23 protein-coding genes and 1 pseudogene are annotated in these 22313 nt (G+C 60.9%); 9 read left to right on the top strand and 15 right to left on the bottom strand.

From position 1 onward, the window contains the following. Positions 1 to 77 precede the first annotated feature (77 nt). The 3 genes and pseudogenes from PG892_RS03395 to PG892_RS03405 form a co-directional block, all read right to left on the bottom strand. Positions 78 to 428: pseudogene (locus tag PG892_RS03395) on the bottom strand (molybdopterin-binding oxidoreductase); the annotation flags it as partial. Between the two features lie 94 nt (positions 429 to 522). Beyond that, positions 523 to 2157, bottom strand: coding sequence for a chaperonin GroEL (gene groL / locus PG892_RS03400; protein WP_010673136.1), 1635 nt, complete (start codon positions 2155 to 2157; stop codon positions 523 to 525). A gap of 43 nt (positions 2158 to 2200) precedes the next feature. Then, entirely contained in the window at positions 2201 to 2494 is a 294-nt protein-coding gene (locus tag PG892_RS03405; protein ID WP_005309514.1) for a co-chaperone GroES, read from the bottom strand. A 242-nt stretch (positions 2495 to 2736) separates the two neighbouring features. Here PG892_RS03405 and PG892_RS03410 point away from each other — a divergent pair, with 242 nt between their 5' ends. Then, positions 2737 to 4071, top strand: coding sequence for an MATE family efflux transporter (locus PG892_RS03410; RefSeq protein ID WP_223919970.1), 1335 nt, complete (start codon positions 2737 to 2739; stop codon positions 4069 to 4071). Positions 4072 to 4093: 22 nt separating this feature from the next. Here the strand turns inward: PG892_RS03410 and PG892_RS03415 are convergent, their stop codons facing one another. After that, positions 4094 to 4573 (bottom strand): FxsA family protein, encoded by a 480-nt coding sequence (locus tag PG892_RS03415; protein ID WP_039040009.1) that lies wholly within the window; start codon positions 4571 to 4573, stop codon positions 4094 to 4096. A gap of 449 nt (positions 4574 to 5022) precedes the next feature. Between PG892_RS03415 and aspA the strand changes: the two genes are divergently transcribed. Together aspA and PG892_RS03425 are read left to right on the top strand one after the other, a co-directional pair. Then, a complete protein-coding gene (aspA, locus tag PG892_RS03420; RefSeq protein WP_010673133.1) occupies positions 5023 to 6465 on the top strand; it encodes an aspartate ammonia-lyase in 1443 nt (480 codons plus the stop codon). A gap of 130 nt (positions 6466 to 6595) precedes the next feature. After that, complete coding sequence (locus PG892_RS03425; RefSeq protein ID WP_041210978.1) at positions 6596 to 7915, top strand: anaerobic C4-dicarboxylate transporter; 1320 nt, start codon at positions 6596 to 6598, stop codon at positions 7913 to 7915. A gap of 119 nt (positions 7916 to 8034) precedes the next feature. Here PG892_RS03425 and gshA read toward each other — a convergent pair whose 3' ends face one another. The 4 genes from gshA to PG892_RS03445 are packed head-to-tail and all read right to left on the bottom strand — an operon-like array spanning position 8035 to position 13939. Next, positions 8035 to 9633, bottom strand: a complete 1599-nt coding sequence (gene gshA, locus PG892_RS03430; protein ID WP_049636442.1) for a glutamate--cysteine ligase — start codon at positions 9631 to 9633, stop codon at positions 8035 to 8037. 58 nt (positions 9634 to 9691) lie between these two features. Next, complete coding sequence (locus tag PG892_RS03435) at positions 9692 to 12505, bottom strand: M16 family metallopeptidase (protein WP_270825114.1); 2814 nt, start codon at positions 12503 to 12505, stop codon at positions 9692 to 9694. Between the two features lie 25 nt (positions 12506 to 12530). Next, entirely contained in the window at positions 12531 to 12968 is a 438-nt protein-coding gene (locus tag PG892_RS03440; RefSeq protein WP_029313803.1) for a YqaA family protein, read from the bottom strand. After that, positions 12965 to 13939 carry an NADP-dependent oxidoreductase gene (locus PG892_RS03445; protein WP_270825115.1) on the bottom strand — a complete coding sequence of 325 codons (975 nt, stop codon included), beginning with the start codon at positions 13937 to 13939 and terminating at the stop codon, positions 12965 to 12967. Before PG892_RS03445 ends, PG892_RS03440 begins: the two co-directional genes overlap by 4 nt. Positions 13940 to 13995: 56 nt before the next feature. Here PG892_RS03445 and PG892_RS03450 point away from each other — a divergent pair, with 56 nt between their 5' ends. Both PG892_RS03450 and fos read left to right on the top strand, forming a co-directional pair. Next, complete coding sequence (locus tag PG892_RS03450) at positions 13996 to 14163, top strand: hypothetical protein (RefSeq protein ID WP_005308905.1); 168 nt, start codon at positions 13996 to 13998, stop codon at positions 14161 to 14163. Positions 14164 to 14192: 29 nt separating this feature from the next. Next, positions 14193 to 14594, top strand: a complete 402-nt coding sequence (gene fos / locus PG892_RS03455) for a fosfomycin resistance glutathione transferase (protein ID WP_270825116.1) — start codon at positions 14193 to 14195, stop codon at positions 14592 to 14594. Between the two features lie 7 nt (positions 14595 to 14601). On the opposite strand, the gene PG892_RS03460 is transcribed toward fos, so the two are convergent. Next, positions 14602 to 15597 carry a Preprotein translocase subunit SecY gene (locus tag PG892_RS03460; RefSeq protein WP_210600321.1) on the bottom strand — a complete coding sequence of 332 codons (996 nt, stop codon included), beginning with the start codon at positions 15595 to 15597 and terminating at the stop codon, positions 14602 to 14604. A 246-nt stretch (positions 15598 to 15843) separates the two neighbouring features. Between PG892_RS03460 and PG892_RS03465 the strand changes: the two genes are divergently transcribed. Then, positions 15844 to 16119 (top strand): hypothetical protein, encoded by a 276-nt coding sequence (locus PG892_RS03465; RefSeq protein WP_270825118.1) that lies wholly within the window; start codon positions 15844 to 15846, stop codon positions 16117 to 16119. A gap of 25 nt (positions 16120 to 16144) precedes the next feature. Next, positions 16145 to 16489, top strand: a complete 345-nt coding sequence (locus tag PG892_RS03470; protein ID WP_223932073.1) for a hypothetical protein — start codon at positions 16145 to 16147, stop codon at positions 16487 to 16489. A 54-nt stretch (positions 16490 to 16543) separates the two neighbouring features. Here PG892_RS03470 and PG892_RS03475 read toward each other — a convergent pair whose 3' ends face one another. The 4 genes from PG892_RS03475 to rpsF all read right to left on the bottom strand — a co-directional run bounded on the left by PG892_RS03475 (position 16544) and on the right by rpsF (position 18537). Continuing rightward, positions 16544 to 17287 carry a ferredoxin--NADP reductase gene (locus tag PG892_RS03475; protein ID WP_052814586.1) on the bottom strand — a complete coding sequence of 248 codons (744 nt, stop codon included), beginning with the start codon at positions 17285 to 17287 and terminating at the stop codon, positions 16544 to 16546. 101 nt (positions 17288 to 17388) lie between these two features. Beyond that, positions 17389 to 17835, bottom strand: a complete 447-nt coding sequence (rplI, locus tag PG892_RS03480) for a 50S ribosomal protein L9 (RefSeq protein ID WP_010673120.1) — start codon at positions 17833 to 17835, stop codon at positions 17389 to 17391. A 52-nt stretch (positions 17836 to 17887) separates the two neighbouring features. Then, positions 17888 to 18118, bottom strand: coding sequence for a 30S ribosomal protein S18 (gene rpsR / locus PG892_RS03485; RefSeq protein WP_005313392.1), 231 nt, complete (start codon positions 18116 to 18118; stop codon positions 17888 to 17890). 32 nt (positions 18119 to 18150) lie between these two features. Continuing rightward, complete coding sequence (rpsF, locus tag PG892_RS03490) at positions 18151 to 18537, bottom strand: 30S ribosomal protein S6 (RefSeq protein WP_005331771.1); 387 nt, start codon at positions 18535 to 18537, stop codon at positions 18151 to 18153. Positions 18538 to 18773: 236 nt separating this feature from the next. On the opposite strand from rpsF, the gene PG892_RS03495 reads away from it, so the two are divergent. Next, entirely contained in the window at positions 18774 to 19997 is a 1224-nt protein-coding gene (locus PG892_RS03495) for an Nramp family divalent metal transporter (RefSeq protein WP_160838884.1), read from the top strand. 100 nt (positions 19998 to 20097) lie between these two features. Next, positions 20098 to 20946 (top strand): hypothetical protein, encoded by an 849-nt coding sequence (locus PG892_RS03500; RefSeq protein ID WP_052814588.1) that lies wholly within the window; start codon positions 20098 to 20100, stop codon positions 20944 to 20946. A gap of 187 nt (positions 20947 to 21133) precedes the next feature. Here PG892_RS03500 and PG892_RS03505 read toward each other — a convergent pair whose 3' ends face one another. Then, a complete protein-coding gene (locus PG892_RS03505; protein WP_042878826.1) occupies positions 21134 to 21589 on the bottom strand; it encodes a GNAT family N-acetyltransferase in 456 nt (151 codons plus the stop codon). Between the two features lie 151 nt (positions 21590 to 21740). Continuing rightward, positions 21741 to 22310 (bottom strand): Crp/Fnr family transcriptional regulator, encoded by a 570-nt coding sequence (locus tag PG892_RS03510; protein ID WP_010673116.1) that lies wholly within the window; start codon positions 22308 to 22310, stop codon positions 21741 to 21743. Positions 22311 to 22313: the final 3 nt, after the last annotated feature.

Below are 22313 nucleotides of genomic sequence, written 5' to 3' on the forward strand. Positions count from 1 at the left end.
TGCGATTAAATCAGATCACAAACGAAGCCTTTTTTCTATCTATTTCAATTGGTTGTAGCTAAAGATCCTGTACATGAGGCCAGGATAGGATCGTATTGCTTGACCTTATCCCAGTTGATCCGGATCTGGAAACTGTTCAGGGCGGTGAGCGTGATGCTCTTGCCGTTGGCCTTCACCTCAGTCAGCACGTCCGCCAGTTTCGGCCCTACGTATTTGTGCGGTTTGTCCACCCAGGGATTGCTCGTCACCACCTCATGCTGCGGCAGCGCCTGGATCATGGCCATATCGAACAGCACCTCTCCATCTGCCGGGTCGGCAGGGTCCAGATTCCCCGTCACCTTGAGAATGACCGGCCCCTGCGGTGTCGCCAGCGCCATGCCCGGCAAGGCCAGGAAAAGGAGTAACGGGAGAAGCCCTAAGTATCGCATGTTCACCTCAGATCATTTCACTATCAACAACTTCAGCTTAGTAGCACTAAAAAAAACGGCCCGCAAAAGCGAGCCGTTTGATGACTTGACGGGATTACATCATACCCATACCGCCCATGCCACCCATATCAGGCATGGCAGGTGCATCTTTCTTCGGCAGCTCGGAGATCATGCACTCTGTGGTGATCATCAGGCCAGCGACGGACGAGGCGAACTGCAGGGCAGAACGGGTTACCTTGGTCGGATCCAGGATACCCATGGCCAGCATGTCGCCGTACTGTTCGGTGTAGGCGTTGTAACCGTAGTTGCCTTCACCGTTCTTCACGGCATTGGCGATGACGGAGGCTTCTTCGCCGGCGTTGATGACGATTTGACGCAGCGGGGCTTCCATGGCGCGCAGGGCAACCTTGATGCCGACGTTCTGGTCTTCGTTGTCACCACGCAGGGAGGCCAGCTTGGCAGCAACGCGCACCAGCGCTACACCACCACCGGCAACCACGCCTTCTTCCACGGCTGCGCGAGTGGCGTGCAGGGCATCGTCAACACGGGCTTTCTTCTCTTTCATTTCAACTTCAGTGGCAGCACCCACCTTGATCACGGCAACACCGCCGGCCAGCTTGGCCACGCGCTCTTGCAGCTTCTCACGGTCGTAATCGGAAGAGGTCTCTTCGATCTGCTGACGGATCTGGGCCACGCGGCTTTCGATCAGGGCAGCATCACCCACGCCATCGATGATGGTGGTGTTCTCTTTGGTGATGACGATACGCTTGGCACGGCCCAGATCTTCCAGGGTCGCTTTTTCCAGCTCCATACCCACTTCTTCGGAGATCACGGTACCACCGGTCAGGATGGCGATATCCTGCAGCATGGCCTTGCGGCGATCACCGAAGCCCGGCGCCTTGACGGCGGCCACTTTCACGATGCCACGCATGGTGTTGACCACCAGGGTCGCCAGCGCTTCGCCTTCCACGTCTTCGGCCACGATGATCAGCGGTTTGCCCGCCTTGGCCACACCTTCCAGCACCGGCAGCATTTCGCGGATGTTGGAGACTTTCTTGTCCACCAGCAGGATGAAGGGGTCATCCAGCTCGACGGAGCCGGTTTCCGGCTTGTTCACGAAGTAAGGGGAGAGGTAGCCGCGGTCGAACTGCATGCCTTCTACCACCGCCAGCTCGTCGTCCAGGCCCTGACCGTCTTCCACGGTGATGACGCCGTCACGACCGACCTTGTCCATGGCTTCAGCAATCAGCTTGCCGACCTTCTCGTCGGAGTTGGCGGAGATGGTGCCTACCTGGGCGATGGCATTGTTGTCGGCACAGGGGGTGGACAGTGCTTGCAACTCGGCAACGGCAGCCACAACGGCCTTGTCGATACCACGCTTCAGATCCATGGGGTTCATGCCGGCAGCAACGGCCTTCAGGCCTTCGTTGACGATGGCTTGAGCCAGTACGGTGGCAGTGGTGGTACCGTCACCGGCGGCGTCATTGGCCTTGGAAGCGACTTCCTTGACCATCTGGGCACCCATGTTCTGGAACTTGTCTTCCAGTTCGATTTCACGGGCAACGGAGACGCCATCCTTGGTGATGGTCGGAGCGCCGAAGGACTTGTCCAGCACCACGTTGCGGCCTTTCGGGCCCAGGGTCACCTTGACGGCATCGGCCAGGATGTTGACGCCTTCCAGCATTTTGATGCGAGCTTCGTTGCCAAACTTAACTTCTTTAGCTGCCATGTTCTTCAATCCTTAAATCAATTCGGGAAAAGAGGGAGGGTGATTACTCTTCGACAATCGCCAGGATGTCGGTCTCGGACAGGATCAGTACGTCCTGGCCATCCAGCTTTTCGGTCTTCACGCCGTAGCCTTCGTTGAAGATCACCTTGTCACCCACCTTGACGGCCAGTGCTTTGACATCCCCATTGTCCAGAATTCGACCAGTCCCCACGGCAAGAACTTCACCACGGGTGGACTTCTGGGCCGCAGTGCCAGTCAAGACGATGCCGCCAGCGGATTTGGCTTCAGCTTCGATGCGCTTGATGATGACGCGGTCGTGCAGTGGACGAATTTTCATCGATAACTCTCCCAAAATGAGTCTCTGTGTTGCTTGAGGAATGGCCGCAATCGGCCAAATTTGTCATGTCCCTGATCTGGGGCAACAGGGCTAGCCCTTCAAGGGCAAATACAAAAAAAATATTTTCACGTACTATGAATACCTTCGATGGATCACCCATCCCCAATCAGGAAGGCGGATGGAGACGGCCAGCATTCAGGCCCAAAGCACCTAGAGACTCTGCCTTGAGCCGACCCAATCCCATGCTGACCGCCCCCATGACACCCATGCTGCTGCGCATGACGGGCCCCATGATCCTGGGCATCATCGCCATCCTGGCCTTCAACCTGGTCGATACCTTCTTCATCGGCATGCTGGGTACCCAGGCGCTGGCCGCCATCAGCTTCACCTTCCCGGTCACCTTTGTCGTCACCTCCCTGACCATGGGGCTGGGAGCGGGCCTGTGCGCCCTGCTCGGTCATGCCCTGGGGCAGGGTCGCCATGACGAGGCTGCCCGCATCACCACAGACTGCCTGTTCCTCGCCGTCATCCTGGTGAGTCTGCTTGCTGGACTGGGGGCAATGACCATTACCCCTCTGTTCACCCTGCTGGGGGCCAGCCCCGAGCTCATCTCCCTCATCCACGATTACATGCTCATCTGGTATCTGACCGTCCCCATGCTGGTCGTGCCCATGGTCGGCAATGCGGCCATCCGGACCACGGGGGATACCAAGACCCCCAGTCTGGTGATGGGGGTCGCCGGTCTGGTCAACGGCGTGCTGGATCCTCTGCTCATCTTCGGGCCGGGCCCCTTCCCCGAGTGGGGCATTCGGGGAGCCGCCATCGCCACTTCCCTCTCCTGGTTGATGGCCATGCTGGTCAGCCTCCATCTGCTGCGCAAGCGGGAGACGCTGCTGACCTGGCGCCTCTCTCCCCGCCCTCAGCTGTTGGCCCATTGGCGCGCCCTGCTCCATGTGGCTGTGCCCGCATCGTTTACCAACATGCTCAACCCACTGGCCAACGCCGTGTTGATGATCATTTTCGCCGGGCTCGGAACCGAGGTGGTCGCCGCCTACGGCGCGGCATCCCGGGTCGAGGCCTTGCTGCTCATCGTGATGATGGCGCTCTCTTCCGTGCTGGCCCCCTTCATCTCGCAGAACTGCGGCGCCGGGAATCCGGCCCGAGCCAAGGCCGCCCTGCTGCTCTGCATGCGCTTCGCCCTGCTGTTCCAGCTTGGGGTCTACGTGCTGACCTGGCTTCTCGCCCCCTTCATCGCCGATCTGTTCAGCGATCATCCGCAAGTGGTGCGACTCATCGTGCTCTATCTGCATCTGGTCCCCATTGGCTACGGTTTTCAGGGCATGGTGATGCTGCTGGCCTCGGCCCTCAACGGCGTCAGGGCATCGGCGGTGTCACTGCTGATAAACGGCATCAGACTGTTTGTCTTCTTGCTGCCAGGGGCCTGGCTGGGGGCAAAACTGGGGGGAGAACAGGGGATTTATCTGGGGATGCTGCTGGCGAACCTGGCCGCCGGATTGCTGGCATGGGGGTATGCCCGCCACAGATTCGAGCGGCTGTGCCATCAGGGGAGATCCTGACGGCACAGCCCGAGGCTCGCGATTACTCTTTGCGTTCGAACTCCCCTTCGATGGTGTTGCCACCCCCTCGCGGGGATTGTCCGGGCCTGTCATCGCCGGGACCCGGCTCGAACGGCTGCTGGCGAGCCTGGAAGCCCCCCATCTGCATCCTGAACTGATTGCTGCCAATCAGCTTGTCGGCCAGCATGTTGCGCAGCCAGGGCTGCAGCAGCAGGATGCCGACAATATCGCTCACAAACCCCGGGATAATCAGCAGCAAACCCGCCAACGCCAGCATCATGCCACCCATCACCTCGCGGCCGGGCATCTCCCCCAGCTGCATCTTCTGCTGGGCAGTGAGCAGGGTCTTGATCCCCTCGCTGCGCACCAGCGACGATCCCAGCACGGCGGTCAGCACCAACAAGCCAACGGTCGGCAAGGCCCCGATCACGGAGCCCACCTTGATCATGACGGTGAGCTCCAGCAATACCAGCCCGACCAACAACAGTAACAACTTGCCCATAGCAACCTCGGAGCGATGAATGAATGGACCCGGGGTGTCCGGTCGGCAGCCGCACATCGCTGATGCTGACGCGCCGGGTTCAGGTCTTCTGACATTAACATGGGGCTGGTTGATCATTTTTCAAGCCTCTCCTGCCGCAGGCCCCGGAATACGGATAAATATTTGTCCGCCCAACTGGGATTGAGGTGGTTGTTCTGTCAAAGTTAATCGCCCGATTGCAATATCTGTTTAATGACCACAAGAAATTTGAGGTTGCCTCAAATTTAGTGATCCAGGTCTAATACCGGATACCTCAATTGGGGTAACATCAACACCAGTCATTGCACAGGGAGCAACTGGCTCCCAACTGCCCCACCCGATGTGTGGTGCTTCAGGATGAAATGTGCGTAGGGAAATCGCGACCACTCGGTGAGGATCGTTTCCATTTATTTGATTTCTGAGGCATAACAATGAGCGACATCAAGAACGTCCGCATTGAAGAAGACCTGCTGGGCACCAAAGAAGTTTCCAACGACCTCTACTACGGCGTGCACACCCTGCGCGCTGTTGAAAACTTCAAGATCAGCACTCAGAAGATTTCTGACGTTCCCGAGTTTGTTCGTGGCATGGTCCTGACCAAGAAGGCGGCTGCACTGGCCAACGGTGAGCTGGGCACCATCCGTCCCGAGATCGCAGACAAGATTGTCGAAGCCTGCGACCTGATGCTGAACACCGGCAAGTGCTTCGATCAGTTCCCGGTCGATGTCTATCAGGGCGGCGCCGGTACCTCCGTCAACATGAACACCAACGAAGTGCTGGCCAACATCGCCCTCGAGCTGATGGGACTTGAAAAGGGTCGCTACGACGTCATCAACCCCAACGATCACGTCAACAAGTGCCAGTCCACCAACGATGCCTACCCCACCGGTTTCCGCGTGGCCGTGGTCAACAGCACCGACACCACCCTGCACGCTCTGGAAGCCCTCATCGCCGCCTTCGATGTCAAAGCCAAGGAATTCAAACATATCCTGAAAATGGGCCGTACCCAGTTGCAAGACGCGGTGCCCATGACCCTGGGTCAGGAGTTCCACGCCTTCGCCGTCACCCTGCGTGAAGAGATCAAATCCATCAAGCGTTGCCAGGAGCTGCTGCTGGAAGTGAACCTGGGCGCCACCGCCATCGGTACCGGTCTGAACACTCCGCCCGAGTACTCCGGTCTTGCCATCAAGCGTCTGGCCGAGATCACCGGTCGTGCCTACGTGCCGGCAGAGGACCTCATCGAAGCGACCTCCGACTGCGGGGCCTATGTGATGCTGCACGGTGCGGTCAAGCGCCTGGCCATGAAGCTCTCCAAGATCTGTAATGACCTGCGTCTGCTCTCCTCCGGCCCGCGCACTGCGCTCAAAGAGATCAACCTGCCGGAAATGCAGGCTGGCTCCTCCATCATGCCGGCCAAGGTCAACCCGGTCATTCCGGAAGTGGTCAACCAGTCCTGCTTCAAGGTATTCGGCAACGACGTCACCATCACCTTCGCCGCCGAGGCCGGTCAGCTGCAGCTGAACGTCATGGAGCCGGTGATTGGTCAGGCCATGTTCGAATCCCTGAGCCTGATGGAAAAAGCCTGCATCTCCCTGCGCGAGAAGTGCGTGGAAGGCATCACCGCCAACCCGGACATCTGCATGAACCACGTGCTGAACTCCATCGGCATCGTGACCTACCTGAACCCCTTCATCGGTCACCATGAAGGCGACATCGTCGGCAAGATCTGTGCCCAAACCGGCAAGAACGTCCGCGAAGTCGTGCTGGAACGCGGCCTGCTGACCGCCGAACAGCTGGACGAGATCCTCTCCATCGAGAACCTGATGAACCCGCAATACAAAGCCAAGCGTTACACCCGCGAAGCCACCGTATAAGCGAGCAGATGGGCCGGGGTGATCCCGGCCCATTTAAAGTCAATTCCCGAGCGGTCTCCCCACAGCCCCATCGGGAATTGGCTTTTCAGCCTAATAAAACCTAAAAAAACTGGAAAATGGAGTGTTCGCTATGATTGGAATCGAGTTACTTGTGGTGCTCGCCGCTATCTATCTGGGGGCCCGGATAGGCAGCATAGGTATCGGCTTTGCCGGTGGTCTGGGGGTACTGGTGCTGACCTGGGGGCTGGGCATGCCCATCCCGAGCGATCAGCTGGTGACCTATCTCCCGTGGGACGTGATCATGATCATCGCGTCCGTCATCTGCGCCATCGCCTGTATGCAGCTGGCCGGCGGGATGGATTATCTGGTGCACCTGGCCGAAAAAGCCCTGCGCAAGAATCCCAAGCACATCACCTTCGCCGCGCCGGTCGTCACCTACCTGATGACCATGCTGGCCGGTACCGGTCACACCGCCTTCTCCACCCTGCCGGTGATCGCCGAAGTGGCCAAGGAGCAGGGCATTCGCCCCTCTCGTCCGCTCTCCATCGCGGTCGTTGCCTCCCAGATTGCCATCACCGCCTCCCCCATCTCGGCAGCCGTGGTCGCTTTCTCCGGCATGCTGGAGCCGCTTGGCGTCGACTACCTGACCCTGCTGGCCATCTGCATCCCGTCCAGCTTCATCGCCTGTCTGCTGGGGGCCTTCATCGCCAACCTGCTGGGCAAGCCGCTGGATCAGGACGAAGTCTATCTGGAGCGCAAAGCCAAGGGACTCATCAAGCTGCGCGGTACCAGCCAGGTTGAGATCAAGCCTTATGCCAAGCTCTCCGTCGGCATCTTCGTCGCTTCCATCGTGGCCGTGATGGCCTATGCCACCGCCATCTCCGGCAACGTCGGCCTCATCAGCAGCCCGCCGATCCCCCGCGATGGCGCCATCATGGGCATCATGCTCTCCGCCGCTACCCTGATGGTACTGTTCTGCAAACTGGACGCGGCCCAGATCACCAACATGCCGACCTTCAAGTCCGGTATGTCCGCCTGTATCTGCGTGCTGGGCGTAGCCTGGCTGGGCAACGTCTTCGTGAAGGGCAACATGGTCGAGATCCAGGCGTTCGCCGGCGATCTGCTGAGCCAATACAGCTGGCTGCTGGCCGTGGTGCTGTTCTTCTCCTCCATGCTGCTCTACTCGCAAGGTGCCACCACCAAGGCCCTGATGCCTGCCGCCCTGGCACTGGGTGTCAGCCCGCTGGCGGCCATCGCCTCCTTCGCCGCCGTGAGCGCCCTGTTCGTGCTGCCGACCTACCCGACCCTGCTGGCCGCGGTCGAGATGGACGACACCGGCTCCACCCGCATCGGCAAGGCCGTGTTCAACCACCCCTTCTTCATCCCGGGTGTGGCCACCATCGCCATGGCTGTGGCGCTCGGCTTCTTCTTCGGTGGTCTCATTCTCTGACCGATGAACCACCCCATGTAAAACGGCCCGAACGGGCCGTTTTTTTTATGCCCGGCCGCCGCCGGGCTCCCATGAAAAAGCCGCTCCCGGGAGCGGCTTTCGTCATCCTGGCGGCATCCTCAGGCCGTGGTCTGGCGGGTACCGAAATAGTCAGCCAGGAAGTCGTCGAACGACAGGCTGTCACTGCGTTCCCGCTCCCGCTGCTTGGCCAGGGAGTCCCGTGCCTCGCCAGCAAAATAGGCCTCGTCCCAGTACTGCAGATCGCCGGCCAGCATCTCTTCCCGGTAGCGGCTCGCCAGCGCATCGCCGAAGCAGCCGTTGTCCTGGCCGCTTGAAAGCAACTGCTTGAGCAGGCGGGCGGAGTAGGTCTGCTCGGGGTCGAGCAGCTTCTCACGGTGCATCGCCAGCGTCTCGCGATAGCGGTTGCGACCACAGCAGCGATCCAGCAGCGCTGCGACCTCGGCCAGCTCGTCGAACAGCTTGAGGCCGTACTCCTTGAGGCCGATGGCATTGCCCTGTTCATCTTCAAGCGTCAGGCCGGGGCGACGCCCCTCCAGCACCACCTTGTTCTGGTTGCGGCGGTTGCGGGCAACCTCGTCATCCGAGAGCACGGGGGACGGGCGCAACAGGCACCAGACCAGGAAGAGATCGAAGAAGCGGATCTGATCCACCTCGATACCGAACGGGGTAAAGGGATTGACGTCCACCGTGCGCAGCTCGATGTATTCGATGCCGCGCTGCTCCAGCGCATCCGAGGGCTTCTCGCCGCTGCGGGGGGTGCGCTTGGGGCGGATCGGCGCGTAGAGCTCGTTCTCCAGCTGCAGCACGTTGTCGTTGAGCTGGCGGTACTCGCCGTTCACCTTGACCCCTATCCTGGCGAAGTCGGGATCATGGGTATTGATGGCCCGGCGCAGACTGCTCACATAAGCGGGCAGGCTGTCATGACTGATCTTGAGCCCCGCCTGGGCGCTGTTGGTGTAACCGAGATCGGACAGGCGCAGAGCCGTGGCATAGGGCAGGTAAAGGGTGCCCTTGCCGGTCTTCTGGAACGGCAGGCTGCTCTTGCGCCCCTTGAGGAAGGAGTCGCAGATGGCCGGAGACGCGCCGAACAGATAGGGCACCAGCCAGCCGAAGCGGTAGACGTTGCGAATAAGCCCCATGTACTTGTCGGAGATGAAGCGCTGGCTGCAGCAGCCCTCTCCCACCAGATCCTGCCACTCGCACCAGAAGCTGTCCGGCATGGAGAAGTTGAAGTGCACCCCGGCGATCACCTGCATCAGGCTGCCGTAGCGGTTCTTCAGACCCTGGCGATAGAGGGTCTTCATCCGCCCGATGTTGGAACTGCCGTACTGGGCCAGGCGGATGCTCTCCTCGTCACCGACGAAGCAGGGCATGGAGAGGGGCCAGATCCGCTCCTCTCCCAGATGATGAATGGTGTGGCGGTGAATGTCGCCGAGCTGCTCGATCAGGCTCTCGATGGAGTCGGTGGCCGGCGTGATGAACTCCAGCAGGCTCTCGGAGTAATCGGTGGTGATGTTGGCATGGGTCAGGGCCGACCCCAGGCTTCTGGGGTGATCGGTCTGGGCCAGGGTCCCTTCGGGGGTGATGCGCAGACATTCGCGCTCGATCCCGCGCCGGATCCCCTTGAGGGCGGTCACCCGTTCCGGGGTGCCCAGCGCAGCCAGCAACTCGGTGAGCGACAAGCTAGTAGTAGTCATATTCACGGCTCATGTGTGGCCGCCCCACCCGGGGCGGCACTTATTGTTGCGACGCCCCTCAGGGCAGTTGCAGTGGATAGATGGGAAGATGAAGCTCGCTCAGGGGTTTTTCAAGCTTTTGCTTGTCTCCCACCACCACAATCACCATCTCGGCCGGATCCAGCCAGCGGGCTGCACTGGCCTTCAGCGTCTCGGGTGACACTGTTTTGATCAGGTTGTTCTGGGCCTGCACATAGTCCGGCTTCAGGTCGTACATGATCATCTGCAGCAGGAAGCCAGCCTTCTGCCCCAGGGTCTCGTAGGAGAGCGCATCCTGCTGGGAGACGGCGCTGCGCATGTAGGCCAGCTCCACCGGGGTCGGCCCGCTCTTGCGGTAGCCGTCCATCTCCTTGAGGAACTGGCGGATGGCATCCACGGTCGCATCGGTGCGCACATTGGCGCCGGTCGCGAAGACACCCGCCTCGCGGTTGGCCTGGAAGCCCGAGCTGGCACCATAGGTGTAGCCCTTGTCTTCCCGCAGGTTGAGGTTGATGCGGCTGTTGAAGTTGCCACCCAGGTTGAAGTTCATCAGGTTGGCGATGAAATAGTCTCCCGTGGTGTCAAACGGCATGGCGCGGCGGCCGATGCGGATCACCGACTGGGGGGCCCCCGGCTTGTCCACCAGATAGATGCCTGGCTTGGCCTGCTCTCCCCCGGGCTTGAGATCCCCCAGGGTCGGGGCGGCCCCCTGCCACTGGGTCAGGAAGGCGAGACCGGATTCCACCTGCTGGGCGGTCACATCACCTGTCACCACCACCTTGGCATTGGTCGGATTGTAATAAGCCTCATAGAAGCGCTTCACATCCGCCAGGGTCAGCTTCTCCACGTCCGCCAGCACCCCGTCAGAGGGTTGGCCGAGGCGGTTCTGCTTGCCATAGACCAGTTCGCGGAACGCCTGACCCGCCAGCCACTCGGGTTGCTGCTCGCTCTGTTTCATGCCTTGCAGCATCTGGGTCTTGAGCCGCTCGAAGTCCGCTTCCCGCAGGCCGGGTTGCAGCAGCACTTCCCGCACCAGCGCCAGGGTTTCGGGCAGCTTGTCCGCCAGACTGCTGATGGTGATGAGGTTGTTGTACTGGGCGCTGGAGACGCTGATGCTGGCGCCGAGTTTTTGCAGCTCGTCGCTCAACTCGGCCTCGGAGAGGCGCGTCGTCCCCTGCTCCAACATGGCGGCGGTGAGGCTGGCCAGCCCCAGCTCTCCCTTGCCTTCGGCCCGGATGCCACCCGGCAGGGCGATCATGATGGAGACGGCCGGGATCTCGTCACTGTGGGTGCCGATGATCTCGATCCCCTTGTCGAGCTTGCCACGCCAGATGGCGGGCACCTTGACGCTCACCGCATCGGCCGCCTTGGGCTGCACGCTGCGATCGAAGTCATCTTTCACCGGCCGCTCCGCCAGCACCTTGTCATGCTTGCTGTAATCCGGCAGCTCCCGCTTGGCGGGAGTGAAGTTCGGGGTCGCGGCCTGCCAGTCGCTCTTGCCCTTGGGCACCACGCTCAGCACCACGGCAGGCTTGTTCTGGATGAACTTGTCGTAGGCAGCCTTGACGTCAGACCCCTTGACCCGGGCGATGGCATCCAGATTCTTGAACACATAGTCGGGATCCCGGGCCAGCACCTGCCCCATGGCAAGCTGGCTTACCTTGCCCTCAATACTGTCGAGTCCCCAGATGGCGGACGCGCGATAGCTGCTGATGGCCTTCTCCAGATCCGCGGGCTTGATGCCGCGCTGGGCGAACTCGCCGATCACCTTGTCCACCTCGCCCTTGAGGGTCTTGAGGCTGCCATCCGCCGCCGGATTGGAGTAGGCATAGACCGTCAGGGTACAGGCCAGCTCTTCGCAGGAGTGGGAGGCCCCCGCCTCGATGGCCTTGCCGGTTTTCACCAGAGACTGGTAGAGCATGGAGCTGGCAGAGCCCCCCAGCACATCGGCAAAGATGTCCAGCGCCGGCTCCTGCGGGTCACCCAGGGAGACGGTCGGATAGCTGATATACAGGAGCGGTAGATGCACCTTGTCTTCCAGCGTCACGTAGCGGGTTGCCGGCAGGGTGGCAGGCTGAGGCGTCGGTTCGGCCACGTCCGGACCGCGCGGGATGGAACCGAAGTACTGCTCAATCCAGGCCAGCGCCTGCTTGGTATCAAAGTCGCCGCCCAGGGTCAGGGTCGCATTGTTGGGGCCGTACCAGCGCAGGAAGAACTGCTTGAGGTCGTTGACGTCGACCCGGTCGAGATCCTCCACATAACCGATGGGTTGCCAGGAGTAGGGGTGGGTGCGCGGATAGAGTGCCTCCCCCACCCGCTCTCCCACCAGGCCATAAGGCTGGTTGTCGATGCGCTGGGCCCGTTCGTTCTTGACGGTGGCGCGCTGGATCTCGAACTTCTTCTGGCTCACCGCATCGAGCAGGAAGCCCATGCGATCCGCCTCCAGCCAGAGCACCTTCTCCAGCTGGTTGGCCGGCACGGTTTCGTAGTAGTTGGTGCGGTCCTTGTTGGTGGTGCCGTTCATGTCACCGCCCGCCTCGTTGATGATCCGCATGTGTTCCTGATCACCAACGTGCTTGGAGCCCTGGAACATCATGTGCTCGAAGAAGTGGGCAAAGCCCGACTTGCCCACGGTTTCCCGGGAGGAGCCGACGTGATAGGTGACGTCCAGATGCACCAGGGGATCGGAGTGGTCGGGGGCCAGGATCACGGTCAAACCGTTGTCCAGCTTGTACATCTGGTAGGGAATGCCGAGCTTGCCCTCCTGCTTGACCTGCTCGGACACCAGGGTCGGGGCCGCCAGCACGGGAAGGGAGAAGCCCAGCAGCATGCTTAATGGAATGAGTTTGTTCACGGGTACCTCGTGAGTGACAAAAGGGCTAGAAGATCTGACTGGCCAGCAGAAACACCAGGGCATAACGAAGCAATTTGCCGAGCCCGATCAAGATGAGGGAGCGCCAGAAGGAGAGGCGCAGCCAACCAGCCAGCAGACAGAGACCATCGCCGACCACAGGCGTCCAGGCAAGCAGCAGACACCAGTGGCCATGACGTTTGAGCCAACCAAGGGCTTTTTGTTCCCCACGGCCTTGAAAATCTTCCGGTTTTTTCTTGTGGGTGGCGAGCCAGCCGAGCCACCAGGTGGTCATGGAACCCAGGGTATTGCCCAGCGTCGCCCAGAAAAGCAGGCTGGTCATGCTCCACTCCCCCTTGACCGCCATGGCGCCCAGCAGCACTTCCGAGCTGCCGGGCAACAGGGTGGCGGAGGTGAAGGCGCTCAGAAACAACCCTCCCAGCCCCATCCCGGTGAAGTCTATCATCCGGGCTGGCCGTCTGCGGCGGACATGCGCAGCAACAGCTTGCCGCGCACATGGCCCTGCTCGATGGCCTGATGGGCCAGCGCCCCTTCTGCCAGCGTGTATTCACCGGAGACGGTGATCTTCACCTCCCCCTGGCGAAGCAGCGTCAGCATCTGGGTCAGCTGCGTTCGATCGGGATGGACCAGCATGCCGACAACCTCGACGCCGAGCTCGGCCCCCGCGTCCTTGATCTGCTGGGCCGTGATGGTGGGGACCGTCACCAGACGGCCGCCCGGCTTGACGCAGGCCAGCGCCGCCTTGCCGCTCTCGCTCCCCACCAGATCCAGCACCAGATCGAACGGACCATCGGTGATCGCCTCGGTGCACCACCCGGCCTGGTGGTAATCCACCATCCGGCTTGCCCCGAGACTATGAAGGAAGCTGTGATTGTCGCCGCTTGCCGTGGCAACCACGTGGGCACCATAGGCGGCGGCAAACTGCACCGCCAGGTGGCCGACGCCACCGGCACCGGCCAGGATCAGTACCCGTTGCCCCGACTGCAAGCCACCGTGCTCCAGCAGCCCCTGCCAGGCGGTGAGTCCCGCCAGCGGCAAGGCCGCTCCCTGCCTGAGGCTCACCCCATCGAGCTTGACCAGCTCCTCCTCGCGGGCCACCACGGATTCGGCATATGCACCGGCGGCGAGGGGGAAGCCCACCATGCCGCACACCAGTTCCCCCTCGGCCAGGGAGGTCACGCCGGGCCCCACCTTTTCCACCACGCCGGCCACGTCATAACCCGGCGTCCAGGGCAGCTTGTCCTTGTTCTGGGCCGCCGCCCAGCCGAGACCGGCCCGGGTCTTGGCATCGATGGGGTTGACCCCCGCAAAGCAGATGCGCACCCGGACCTCTCCCTCTGCGGGTACCTTGTCCAGGGAAGGGTTGAGCCTGAGTACCGAGGGGTCGCCGAATGCGGTAATCTGTAGCTGCGTCATTGCACAATCCATCCTGTTGATTGATCAAGGGTCAACAGAATAACAGCGAGGACACCATGGCTCGAATGTTTCTTATTCCTCTGTTGCTGGCCCTGGGGTGGTGGGCGTTTCTGCTCTACTTCCGCATTCCGCTCAAACAGGGGGCAAAGGGCTTTTACTGGATCATCGGCATCGGCGGCGGGCTGGCCGCCTTCCTCAGCCTGATGATGGTGCTCACACACTAGGGTTCAGGGACAAGGGGGAAGAAGAGAAGATGCTGCATGGAGTGAACCATCTCACACTGGTAACCGGCGATCTCGACAGAAGCGTTGCCTTTTATGTCGACTTGCTGGGATGTCGCCCCAGGGTGAGATGGGCACGGGGAGCCTATCTCACCCTCGGCGATCTCTGGCTCTGTCTCTCCTGCGATCCTCCCCAACCGGCCAGAGATTACAGCCATGTCGCGTTTGGCATCTCGCCTGAACAGTTTCCTGCCTTCTGCACCCGTCTGCGCGCGGCGGGCGTCGTGGAGTGGAAGAAGAACAGCAGCGAAGGGGATTCACTCTATCTGCTGGATCCCGACGGGCACCGACTGGAAATCCATGCAGGCAACCTGGATAGCCGGCTCGCCTCTCTCAGACAGCAACCCTATGAGGGTCTTATCTGGTTCGACTGAGCCGGATTCACCCCTGCTCGGCACGAAGATGGTAGTGACGATTGCTGCCCTGCCCCAGCACGCCCTGCGCCAGCAGATGCTGGAACACCCGGTCCACCTCCTCCAGAGACAGTGACAATGCCTCTGCCACCTTGCGTTTGCTGCATTTGAGCTCGCCGCTCTCCAGCGCGCCGCGCACCTGGGCGACCACGGCTGGCTCGGGCACGGGTCTGCTGAATGCTGACGGCTCCGGGGTCGGCGCTGCGACCCGGGCCTCGGCTTGCGCCTTCTCCCGTTGCCACATCCATTGACGGCGGAAGCGGTTCTCCTCACCGATCAGGCTGACGAAAAAGGCACCAAACGCATCGAGCAGGATAGACAGGAAGCAGACCAGCAGGAACTGCACCTGGCCGATGCTCATGCCCACCCCGTCCGCCAGACTGCTCATCAGCCCCAGCATGGAGGACTGCTCCCCCAGCGGCTTGGCGTCCCGCTCCTGGCGCAGCTCGTCCTGACGCAGCCTGAGCTTGGTGTTGGCCTGCTGCAGACCGCTGACGCCGCTCGAGATACGCGCCATCTCGATGTATTTGCGGGCCGCCTCTTCGTTGAGCTGGATCTGCCGCTCTATGCTGGCTATCTGCTCGTCGAAACGGGCTATCTCCCGCTCGTGACGCGCCTGCTGGCTCAGGATGGTGTTGGTGGCGCTGTTGATGCCGCCGATACTGCCCCCTATGGAGATGGCGGCCAGCACGCTGTAGAACAGCAGCGACCAGAAGGCGCCGCCCAGATCCCGCCTCGCCTTGCACTCGCCGTACTCGTACCAGACGTAGAACTTGCCCAGCTCGAAGATGATGGCCAGCCCGCCGAACAGCCACTTCATCAGGGGGTTTTCGTCGATGGAGAGAAACAGCAGCAGGGAGAAGACGATGGAAGCCAGAATGGCCAGCCCGGTAAAACTGTAGACTGTCGTGAGGGCGAACCATCCCTTGGGGTAACGCAATGCGGCGCAAGCCTGTGTAGTCATGATGAAGCGGGAAACATCTGCAGGAAAAGTTGGCTGCCGATTATAGTCACCACTCCCCCGGAGAGAAGGGCAAATCCCCGAATTCCCGCCGATGGACGATCAGCTGCCCAGAGTGCGACCAAAACGTGCAAATCCGCAGCAGAAAAACACTACAATCGACCCCGTACCTGAAGAACATCTGCGGTTATGCTCGGGTTAAGCCCGCCGCATTACACTCATTTCCACCGAACACGACTCGAGGACATCATGAACAGAACGACGGCTTTGTTGCTCTCTCTTTTTCTGATCACTGGTAGCGCCCTGGCACAGGACGAAGGGAGCCAGACCTTCTCCGTGGATGCGCTGACCTTCAATCTGGACTGGAATGACACGCAGTTTGACTGGTCCCAGAGCAACTGCTTCGATCTCGGGAGCGGTGACACAGCCGCCGACTGCAAGAGGATCAACCTCAATCTGGAGGACGAGACGCAGCGCAACCAGCCCCCCAGCACCAATCAGATCAGCACGCAACCGGATCAATGATCCCCCTGACAGGAGCCTTGATGCGATGACCCACATGACCATGACTTCCCGCGGCGCACTGCTGCTCTCCCTGCTTCTGGTTCAGGGAATGGCCTTTGCTGCCCCCCCTTCCAAACACGATGACGACATCCGGATCTCCACCGACCAGGGCCGGGTAAGCCTGGATTGGGACGACAAGGAGTACGAGTGGTGGCAGCACAACTGCCTGGATGTCAGCACCCGGACCAGCCGCATCCAGCTCAACTGCGACAACGTGGATGGCAAATACCGCGACCATTACAACCGCAGCATTCACAGTGGCAACAACCCGGGTCAGGGCCATGACAAGCCCAGGAACAAGCACGGCGGCAACGGCCACCAAAAACACTGACCAGCATGCCCATGGACATGGTTGAGGGGCCTGTGGCCCCTGGAGTCATGTCCCCTACCAGTAGTTTTCCATGCTGATATTGCCGGGAGCGCGACGCAGGTTCTTGGCAAGCCCCAGCCCGAGCAGGGTCTGCTGAGTCTCTTTCACCATGGCGGGGTTGCCGCAGATCATCACCTGGCTCAACTCGGGGGAGAAGTTCAGCCCCACCCTCGCCTGCAAGCTGCCATCGACGATGGCTGCCGGGATGCGCCCTGCCATCGCCTCCGGCCAGGTCTCACGACTGACGAAGGGAACATAGCGAAAACGCTCGCCATGCTGCTCGGCAAAACTTGCGATAAGCGGCTGATAGCTGAGCTCTTCCCCTTTTCTCACCCCATGTACCAGCACCAGATGCTCGAAGCGGTCGAAGACCTGTCCTTCTGCCAGCATGGCGAGGAAGGGGCCGATGGCGGTGCCGGTTGAGAGCAGCCAGAGATCCCGTCCCGGGGGAATCTCATCCAGGGTCAGAAAACCGGTGGCCTGGGACTGCACCAGCAGGCCGTCGCCCACCTGCAGGGAACCGAGAGAGGGGCTCAGTTCACCGCCGGGGATCTCCACCAGATAGAATTCGTGATAGGGCGTGCCGGGAGGATTGACGAAGGAATAGGCACGCTGGACTCGACGCTCGCCCTGCTCCAGGGCCAGCTTGGTGAATTGACCCGCCTTGTAGGGGGCAAGTTCCGCCTCCACACGCAGGGAGAGCAGGGTGGGTGTCCACTCGATGCGCTCGATGACCCGACCTTCAACCCAGGCAGCCATAAAGGTTCTCCTCCAGAGGAACAGACCTTCACTTTACCCCTTGATCTGAAAATAAAAAACCCGCGCATGTGCGCGGGTTTTTCTGCAAGAGCGGAACGCTATTACAGAGCAACAACCTGGATTTGTACGGTTGCTTTGACGTCAGCGTGCAGCTGAACAACAACTTCGTACTCACCGGTGTTACGCAGAACGTTGCCCATGCGGACTTCGCTCTTGGCAACGGCTACGCCGGCAGCAGTGATGGCTTCAGCCACATCACGGGTACCGATGGAACCGAACAGCTTGCCTTCGTCGCCAGACTTGGAGGCGATGACAACGGCAGCCAGCTCACCCAGCTTGGCAGCGCGCTCTTCGGCAGCAGCCTTGTTGGCAGCCAGTTTGGCTTCCAGCTCAGCGCGACGAGCACCGAAGGCTTCGATGTTGGCCTTGGTGGCCATAACAGCTTTGCCTTGCGGGATCAGGTAGTTACGGGCATAACCAGCTTTTACGGAAACTTGGTCACCCAGACCGCCCAGTTTGGCGATCTTATCGAGCAGGATAACTTGCATTACCTTTCCTCTATAAATTTCGTTGAGTTAGGCGTAAGCGCCGGGCCGATTCTTACTTGTTGTGCAGATCGGTGTACGGCAGCAGAGCCAGGTAACGAGCACGCTTGATGGCGCGTGCCAGCTGACGCTGATACTTGGCGCGGGTACCGGTGATACGGCTCGGTACGATCTTGCCAGATTCAGTGACGTAGTTTTTCAGAGTAACGATATCTTTGTAGTCGATCTCGGTAACGTTCTCGGCGGTGAAGCGGCAGAACTTACGACGACGGAAATAACGTGCCATGGCCTTTATCCTCTAATGCGGTGATCTAAGAATTACTCTTCGGAAGACGCTTCAACAGCATCTTCGCGACGCTCGTCGTCACGACGGGTGAAGCGCTCTTCCTTGGCCTTGGCCATCGGAGAAACTTCAGTCACGGCGTGCTTGGTGCGCATGATCATGTTGCGGATAACGGCATCGTTGAAGCGGAAGTTGGTTTCCAGCTCATCGATAACGGCCTGTTCAGCTTCTACGTTCATCAGAACGTAGTGAGCCTTGTGCAGCTTGTCGATCGGGTAAGCCAGTTGACGACGGCCCCAATCTTCCAGGCGATGAATGGTACCACCAGCGGTGGTGATAGCGCCGGTGTAACGCTCGATCATGCCAGGTACTTGCTCGCTCTGGTCCGGATGAACCATGAAGACGATTTCGTAATGACGCATTTTAGCTCCTTACGGATTAATTCAGCCTCCGCCCAGGTGCAGCCAGACCTCGGAGGCAAGGAACATAGTGATGTTTAGACGCTGCTTTCTAGGGCGGCGTATTGTACGAAATCACCTCTCCCACTGCAACTGGCGAAGCAAGATGTTTTTCTCGATGAGCCCGATACAAAACTTTAATTGATAACAATTATCATTTAGATCCATACTCTCCTCATATCCCCACGGAGGATGACAGTATGCAACCTGCGCTCACCACGGCCATCCCGGCCCGCAAATTCAAGCTGACCCTGCTCGGCCCCGCCTTCATCGCCGCCATCGGTTATATCGACCCGGGCAATTTTGCGACCAATATCCAGGCCGGCTCCACCTTCGGCTATCAACTGCTGTGGGTAGTGGTGTGGGCCAACCTGATGGCCATGCTGGTGCAGACCCTCTCGGCCAAGCTCGGTATCGTCACTGGCAAGAACCTGGCGGAACACATTCGTGATCGTATGCCCAGGCCCGCAGTCTGGGCCTATTGGGTGCAGGCCGAGATCATCGCCATGGCCACCGATCTCGCCGAGTTCATCGGCGCTGCGGTCGGCTTCAAACTGCTGCTCGGCATCACCCTGTTGGAAGGGGCCTGCATCACCGCCGTGGTCACCTGGGGGATCCTGATGCTTCAATCCCGCGGCCAGAAGCCGCTGGAGTTCGTGGTGGGCGGCCTGCTGCTGTTCGTGGCCGCCGCCTACATCGTCGAGCTGATCTTCTCGCGCCCCCACCTGCCGAGTCTGCTGGAAGGGGCACTCTTCCCCGGCCTCCCCAATGGTGATGCTGTCTATCTTGCCGCCGGCGTGCTTGGTGCCACCGTGATGCCCCATGTCATCTATCTCCACTCGGCCCTGACCCAGCATACCCAGGAGCAGGGCACGGTGACCCAGCGACTGCACAGCACCCGGGTCGACGTGGCCATCGCCATGACCATCGCCGGCTTCGTCAACCTGGCCATGATGGCCATGGCGGCGGCCGCCTTCCACAGCTCCGGCAATCAGCAGGTGGCCGAGCTGGAAACGGCCTACCAGACCCTCACGCCCCTGCTGGGCCCGGCAGCCGCCACCCTGTTCGGCCTCTCCCTGGTCGCCTCCGGCATCTCCTCCACCGTGGTGGGAACGCTGGCGGGACAAGTGGTGATGCAGGGCTTCGTGCGCTTCACCATTCCGCTCTGGCTGCGCCGAGCCATCACCATGGCTCCCGCCTTCGTGGTGATCGCCATGGGCCTCAACACCACGGAAATTCTGGTACTGAGCCAGGTAGTGCTGAGCTTCGGCATCGCCCTCGCTCTTATTCCGCTGCTGATCCTGACCGGTGATCGCGCCCTGATGGGGGCACATCGCAATCACCCCGTCACCCAGGCCGTGGGGCGCCTCATCGTCGCCCTGGTGATCGGCCTCAATGCCTATCTGCTGGTCACCACCCTCTAAAGCCATCTTGAGGCTCATTGACCCGGGTTGATGAGCCTCTTCGCACTTTCGCGTATGCTGCCTCTTTCCCTTCTCATCATCTCGTTGCGGGAGCCCTGCCATGGAACATACCCGAGCCAGCTTCGTACTGGGCCACCATCAGGAACAGGCCAGCGTCGTCTGTTGCAAACAGGGGGATCCGACCCTGCTGGTCACCGACCTCACCCCCTTTCATCCCCAGAGCCACCTCTGGCCCGATCAACCCGGTGACGTGGGCACTGTGCGCTGGGAAGGGGGGGAAGCGGCCGTGGGCCCCTGCCGCATGGGCGCCATCAGTCCCGAGGGCGAGCTGTTCGTGGATACGGAGATTCCGGTCAAGCGAGGGGCTGATGGGTGGGCTTTCGTGGTGGTGCACCCCCTCGCTGGTTCCCATCACCTTGCCATTGGCTCGCCTGTGGAACTGACGGTGGATGCCGAGGCACGCCATGCCCTGAGCCTGGGCCACAGCGCCTGCCACCTGGTGGCACTGGCCCTCAATCGGGCGCTCACGCCCTATTGGCGAAAGGAGACAAGCGAGCTGGACGCTCTCGGGCAGCCGGATTTCGACCGCCTCGCCATCCAGCACTCCCGGGTCGAGCCCAGAGGATCAAAGGAGCAGTACCGGATCGGCAAGAGCCTTCGGAAAAAGGGAATCAACAGCGAGGCACTGCTGGCCGACCTCGACAGGATAGCGCTCCAGGTCAACGAGCAGCTGATGCGCTGGCTCAAAGAGGGAGGCGAGATCCGCCGCAGCCGGGCCGGTGATGCCATCATCGATTCCCGCTACTGGCATGGCATGGTGGACGGTCGGGAGATCACCATTCCCTGTGGCGGCACCCATGTAAGCACTCTGACCGAGTTGGGCCAGGTTCAGGTGACGCTGGCCTCCAGTGAAGAGGGATTTACCCTCACCACCCGGGTCACTCCCTGAACCACCACAGCCTTCCTGATGTCGCACCGCCCTGACCGGGGCGGTGTCCCGACAGAGAGACCAGCAGGCAGATCAGCGCGGCGGTATCTCACCCCGGGCTGCGACCCCATGGCCACGGGGTAGCAAAAAACCATGCGATGCACCACGGATGAGGGGCCACTTGCCCCTTTCCTGGCGCCTGACGATGTCAGGCAGGCTCCCTTCGCATCCCCATGTGAGGGATGTCATCTTCCAGATATCCTTCCCCTTCGGCCACGAAACCATGCTGGCCGTAAAAGCCTTGCAGGTGGGCCTGTGCACCGAGCCAGATGCTGTGTGCAGGCCAGCGAGCCTCGCACTCTCTGACCGCTTGCGCCAGCAGGCGGTGACCCAGTCCGCCCCCCCGCGACGTGGGAGAGGTGACCACACGGCCGATGGCGGCGCCGCTGCCATCACCAATGCCGGGCGCCATGATGCGGGCATAGGCCGCCAGGTGATCCCCCTCACGACCGAGCAGATGCAGCACGCCGTCACGGCGATCCAGCCCGTCCAGATCCTGGAAGGGACAGGTCTGCTCCACCACGAACACCTCGGCGCGCAGGGCAAGCAGCTCATACAATTCATCCGTGGTCAGCTCGGACCAGGATTTCATACTCCAGTTCATGAATGACTCCTGTTTAATGGGGTCTGACAGCATAATCTTGCTCCCGACGAGGGGCATTAACCTTGGTTAAGTTGGCCCCCTTCTCATCCAATGCGGACATGGCCGACAAAGAGCCGATCTCTGCCCAGGTTCATCGGCAATCCCTTCTGGCTCAACCCTGATCGCGCGTTTTCAGCCGCCTGCGGATGCGGCTCAGGCTGATGGGGGTGATCCCCAGATATGCGGCAATCTGGTGATCCGGAACCCTGGCATCCAGCGCGGGGAAGCTTCGCAGAAAATGCTGATAGCGCGCCTCTGGGCCCCCGGTCAGCAGTAACAGCTCTTTCTCCTCCTTGATGCGCAGTTGCACTTCAAGGAGATGGTGATACCAGGCGGGCCAGCAAGGGAGTCGGCGCAGATCCGCCAGCGGAAGAAGTTGCAGCCGGCAAGGCTCCAGCGCCTCCACGCTGTAGCGGGCGGGCTCACCACTGAGCAGGTGGTGGAAGTCGATAAACTCGTCCCCCTCCCAATAGAACTCCTTGATGTACTCGCGGCCATCCGCCAGCACCACCTTGGCCCGCAGCAACCCCTCCTCCACTCTGACCAGCAGCGCCGGACTGTCACCGGCATGCCAGAGGCAGGTGCGAGGGGGCAAGGTCAGGGAGCGGACAAAAGAGAGGAGGCGCTCGGCCTCCTGCTCATCTGCAACCCGTTCCCAGACAAAGGGGGGTCTGTCGGTCATCGT

It is taken from the genome of Aeromonas sp. QDB68, assembly GCF_027707405.1.
Taxonomy (GTDB): domain Bacteria; phylum Pseudomonadota; class Gammaproteobacteria; order Enterobacterales; family Aeromonadaceae; genus Aeromonas; species Aeromonas caviae.

Excerpts from the sequence above, each read along its gene's own strand:
- groL (WP_010673136.1), bottom strand. The coding sequence starts at position 2,157 with ATGGCAGCTAAAGAAGTTAAGTTTGGCAACGAAGCTCGCATCAAAATG.
- PG892_RS03405 (WP_005309514.1), bottom strand. The coding sequence starts at position 2,494 with ATGAAAATTCGTCCACTGCACGACCGCGTCATCATCAAGCGCATCGAA.
- PG892_RS03410 (WP_223919970.1), top strand. The coding sequence starts at position 2,737 with ATGCTGACCGCCCCCATGACACCCATGCTGCTGCGCATGACGGGCCCC.
- PG892_RS03415 (WP_039040009.1), bottom strand. The coding sequence starts at position 4,573 with ATGGGCAAGTTGTTACTGTTGTTGGTCGGGCTGGTATTGCTGGAGCTC.
- aspA (WP_010673133.1), top strand. The coding sequence starts at position 5,023 with ATGAGCGACATCAAGAACGTCCGCATTGAAGAAGACCTGCTGGGCACC.
- PG892_RS03425 (WP_041210978.1), top strand. The coding sequence starts at position 6,596 with ATGATTGGAATCGAGTTACTTGTGGTGCTCGCCGCTATCTATCTGGGG.
- gshA (WP_049636442.1), bottom strand. The coding sequence starts at position 9,633 with ATGACTACTACTAGCTTGTCGCTCACCGAGTTGCTGGCTGCGCTGGGC.
- PG892_RS03440 (WP_029313803.1), bottom strand. The coding sequence starts at position 12,968 with ATGATAGACTTCACCGGGATGGGGCTGGGAGGGTTGTTTCTGAGCGCC.
- PG892_RS03445 (WP_270825115.1), bottom strand. The coding sequence starts at position 13,939 with ATGACGCAGCTACAGATTACCGCATTCGGCGACCCCTCGGTACTCAGG.
- PG892_RS03450 (WP_005308905.1), top strand. The coding sequence starts at position 13,996 with ATGGCTCGAATGTTTCTTATTCCTCTGTTGCTGGCCCTGGGGTGGTGG.
- fos (WP_270825116.1), top strand. The coding sequence starts at position 14,193 with ATGCTGCATGGAGTGAACCATCTCACACTGGTAACCGGCGATCTCGAC.
- PG892_RS03460 (WP_210600321.1), bottom strand. The coding sequence starts at position 15,597 with ATGACTACACAGGCTTGCGCCGCATTGCGTTACCCCAAGGGATGGTTC.
- PG892_RS03465 (WP_270825118.1), top strand. The coding sequence starts at position 15,844 with ATGAACAGAACGACGGCTTTGTTGCTCTCTCTTTTTCTGATCACTGGT.
- PG892_RS03470 (WP_223932073.1), top strand. The coding sequence starts at position 16,145 with ATGACCCACATGACCATGACTTCCCGCGGCGCACTGCTGCTCTCCCTG.
- PG892_RS03475 (WP_052814586.1), bottom strand. The coding sequence starts at position 17,287 with ATGGCTGCCTGGGTTGAAGGTCGGGTCATCGAGCGCATCGAGTGGACA.
- rplI (WP_010673120.1), bottom strand. The coding sequence starts at position 17,835 with ATGCAAGTTATCCTGCTCGATAAGATCGCCAAACTGGGCGGTCTGGGT.
- rpsR (WP_005313392.1), bottom strand. The coding sequence starts at position 18,118 with ATGGCACGTTATTTCCGTCGTCGTAAGTTCTGCCGCTTCACCGCCGAG.
- rpsF (WP_005331771.1), bottom strand. The coding sequence starts at position 18,537 with ATGCGTCATTACGAAATCGTCTTCATGGTTCATCCGGACCAGAGCGAG.
- PG892_RS03495 (WP_160838884.1), top strand. The coding sequence starts at position 18,774 with ATGCAACCTGCGCTCACCACGGCCATCCCGGCCCGCAAATTCAAGCTG.
- PG892_RS03500 (WP_052814588.1), top strand. The coding sequence starts at position 20,098 with ATGGAACATACCCGAGCCAGCTTCGTACTGGGCCACCATCAGGAACAG.
- PG892_RS03505 (WP_042878826.1), bottom strand. The coding sequence starts at position 21,589 with ATGAACTGGAGTATGAAATCCTGGTCCGAGCTGACCACGGATGAATTG.
- PG892_RS03510 (WP_010673116.1), bottom strand. The coding sequence starts at position 22,310 with ATGACCGACAGACCCCCCTTTGTCTGGGAACGGGTTGCAGATGAGCAG.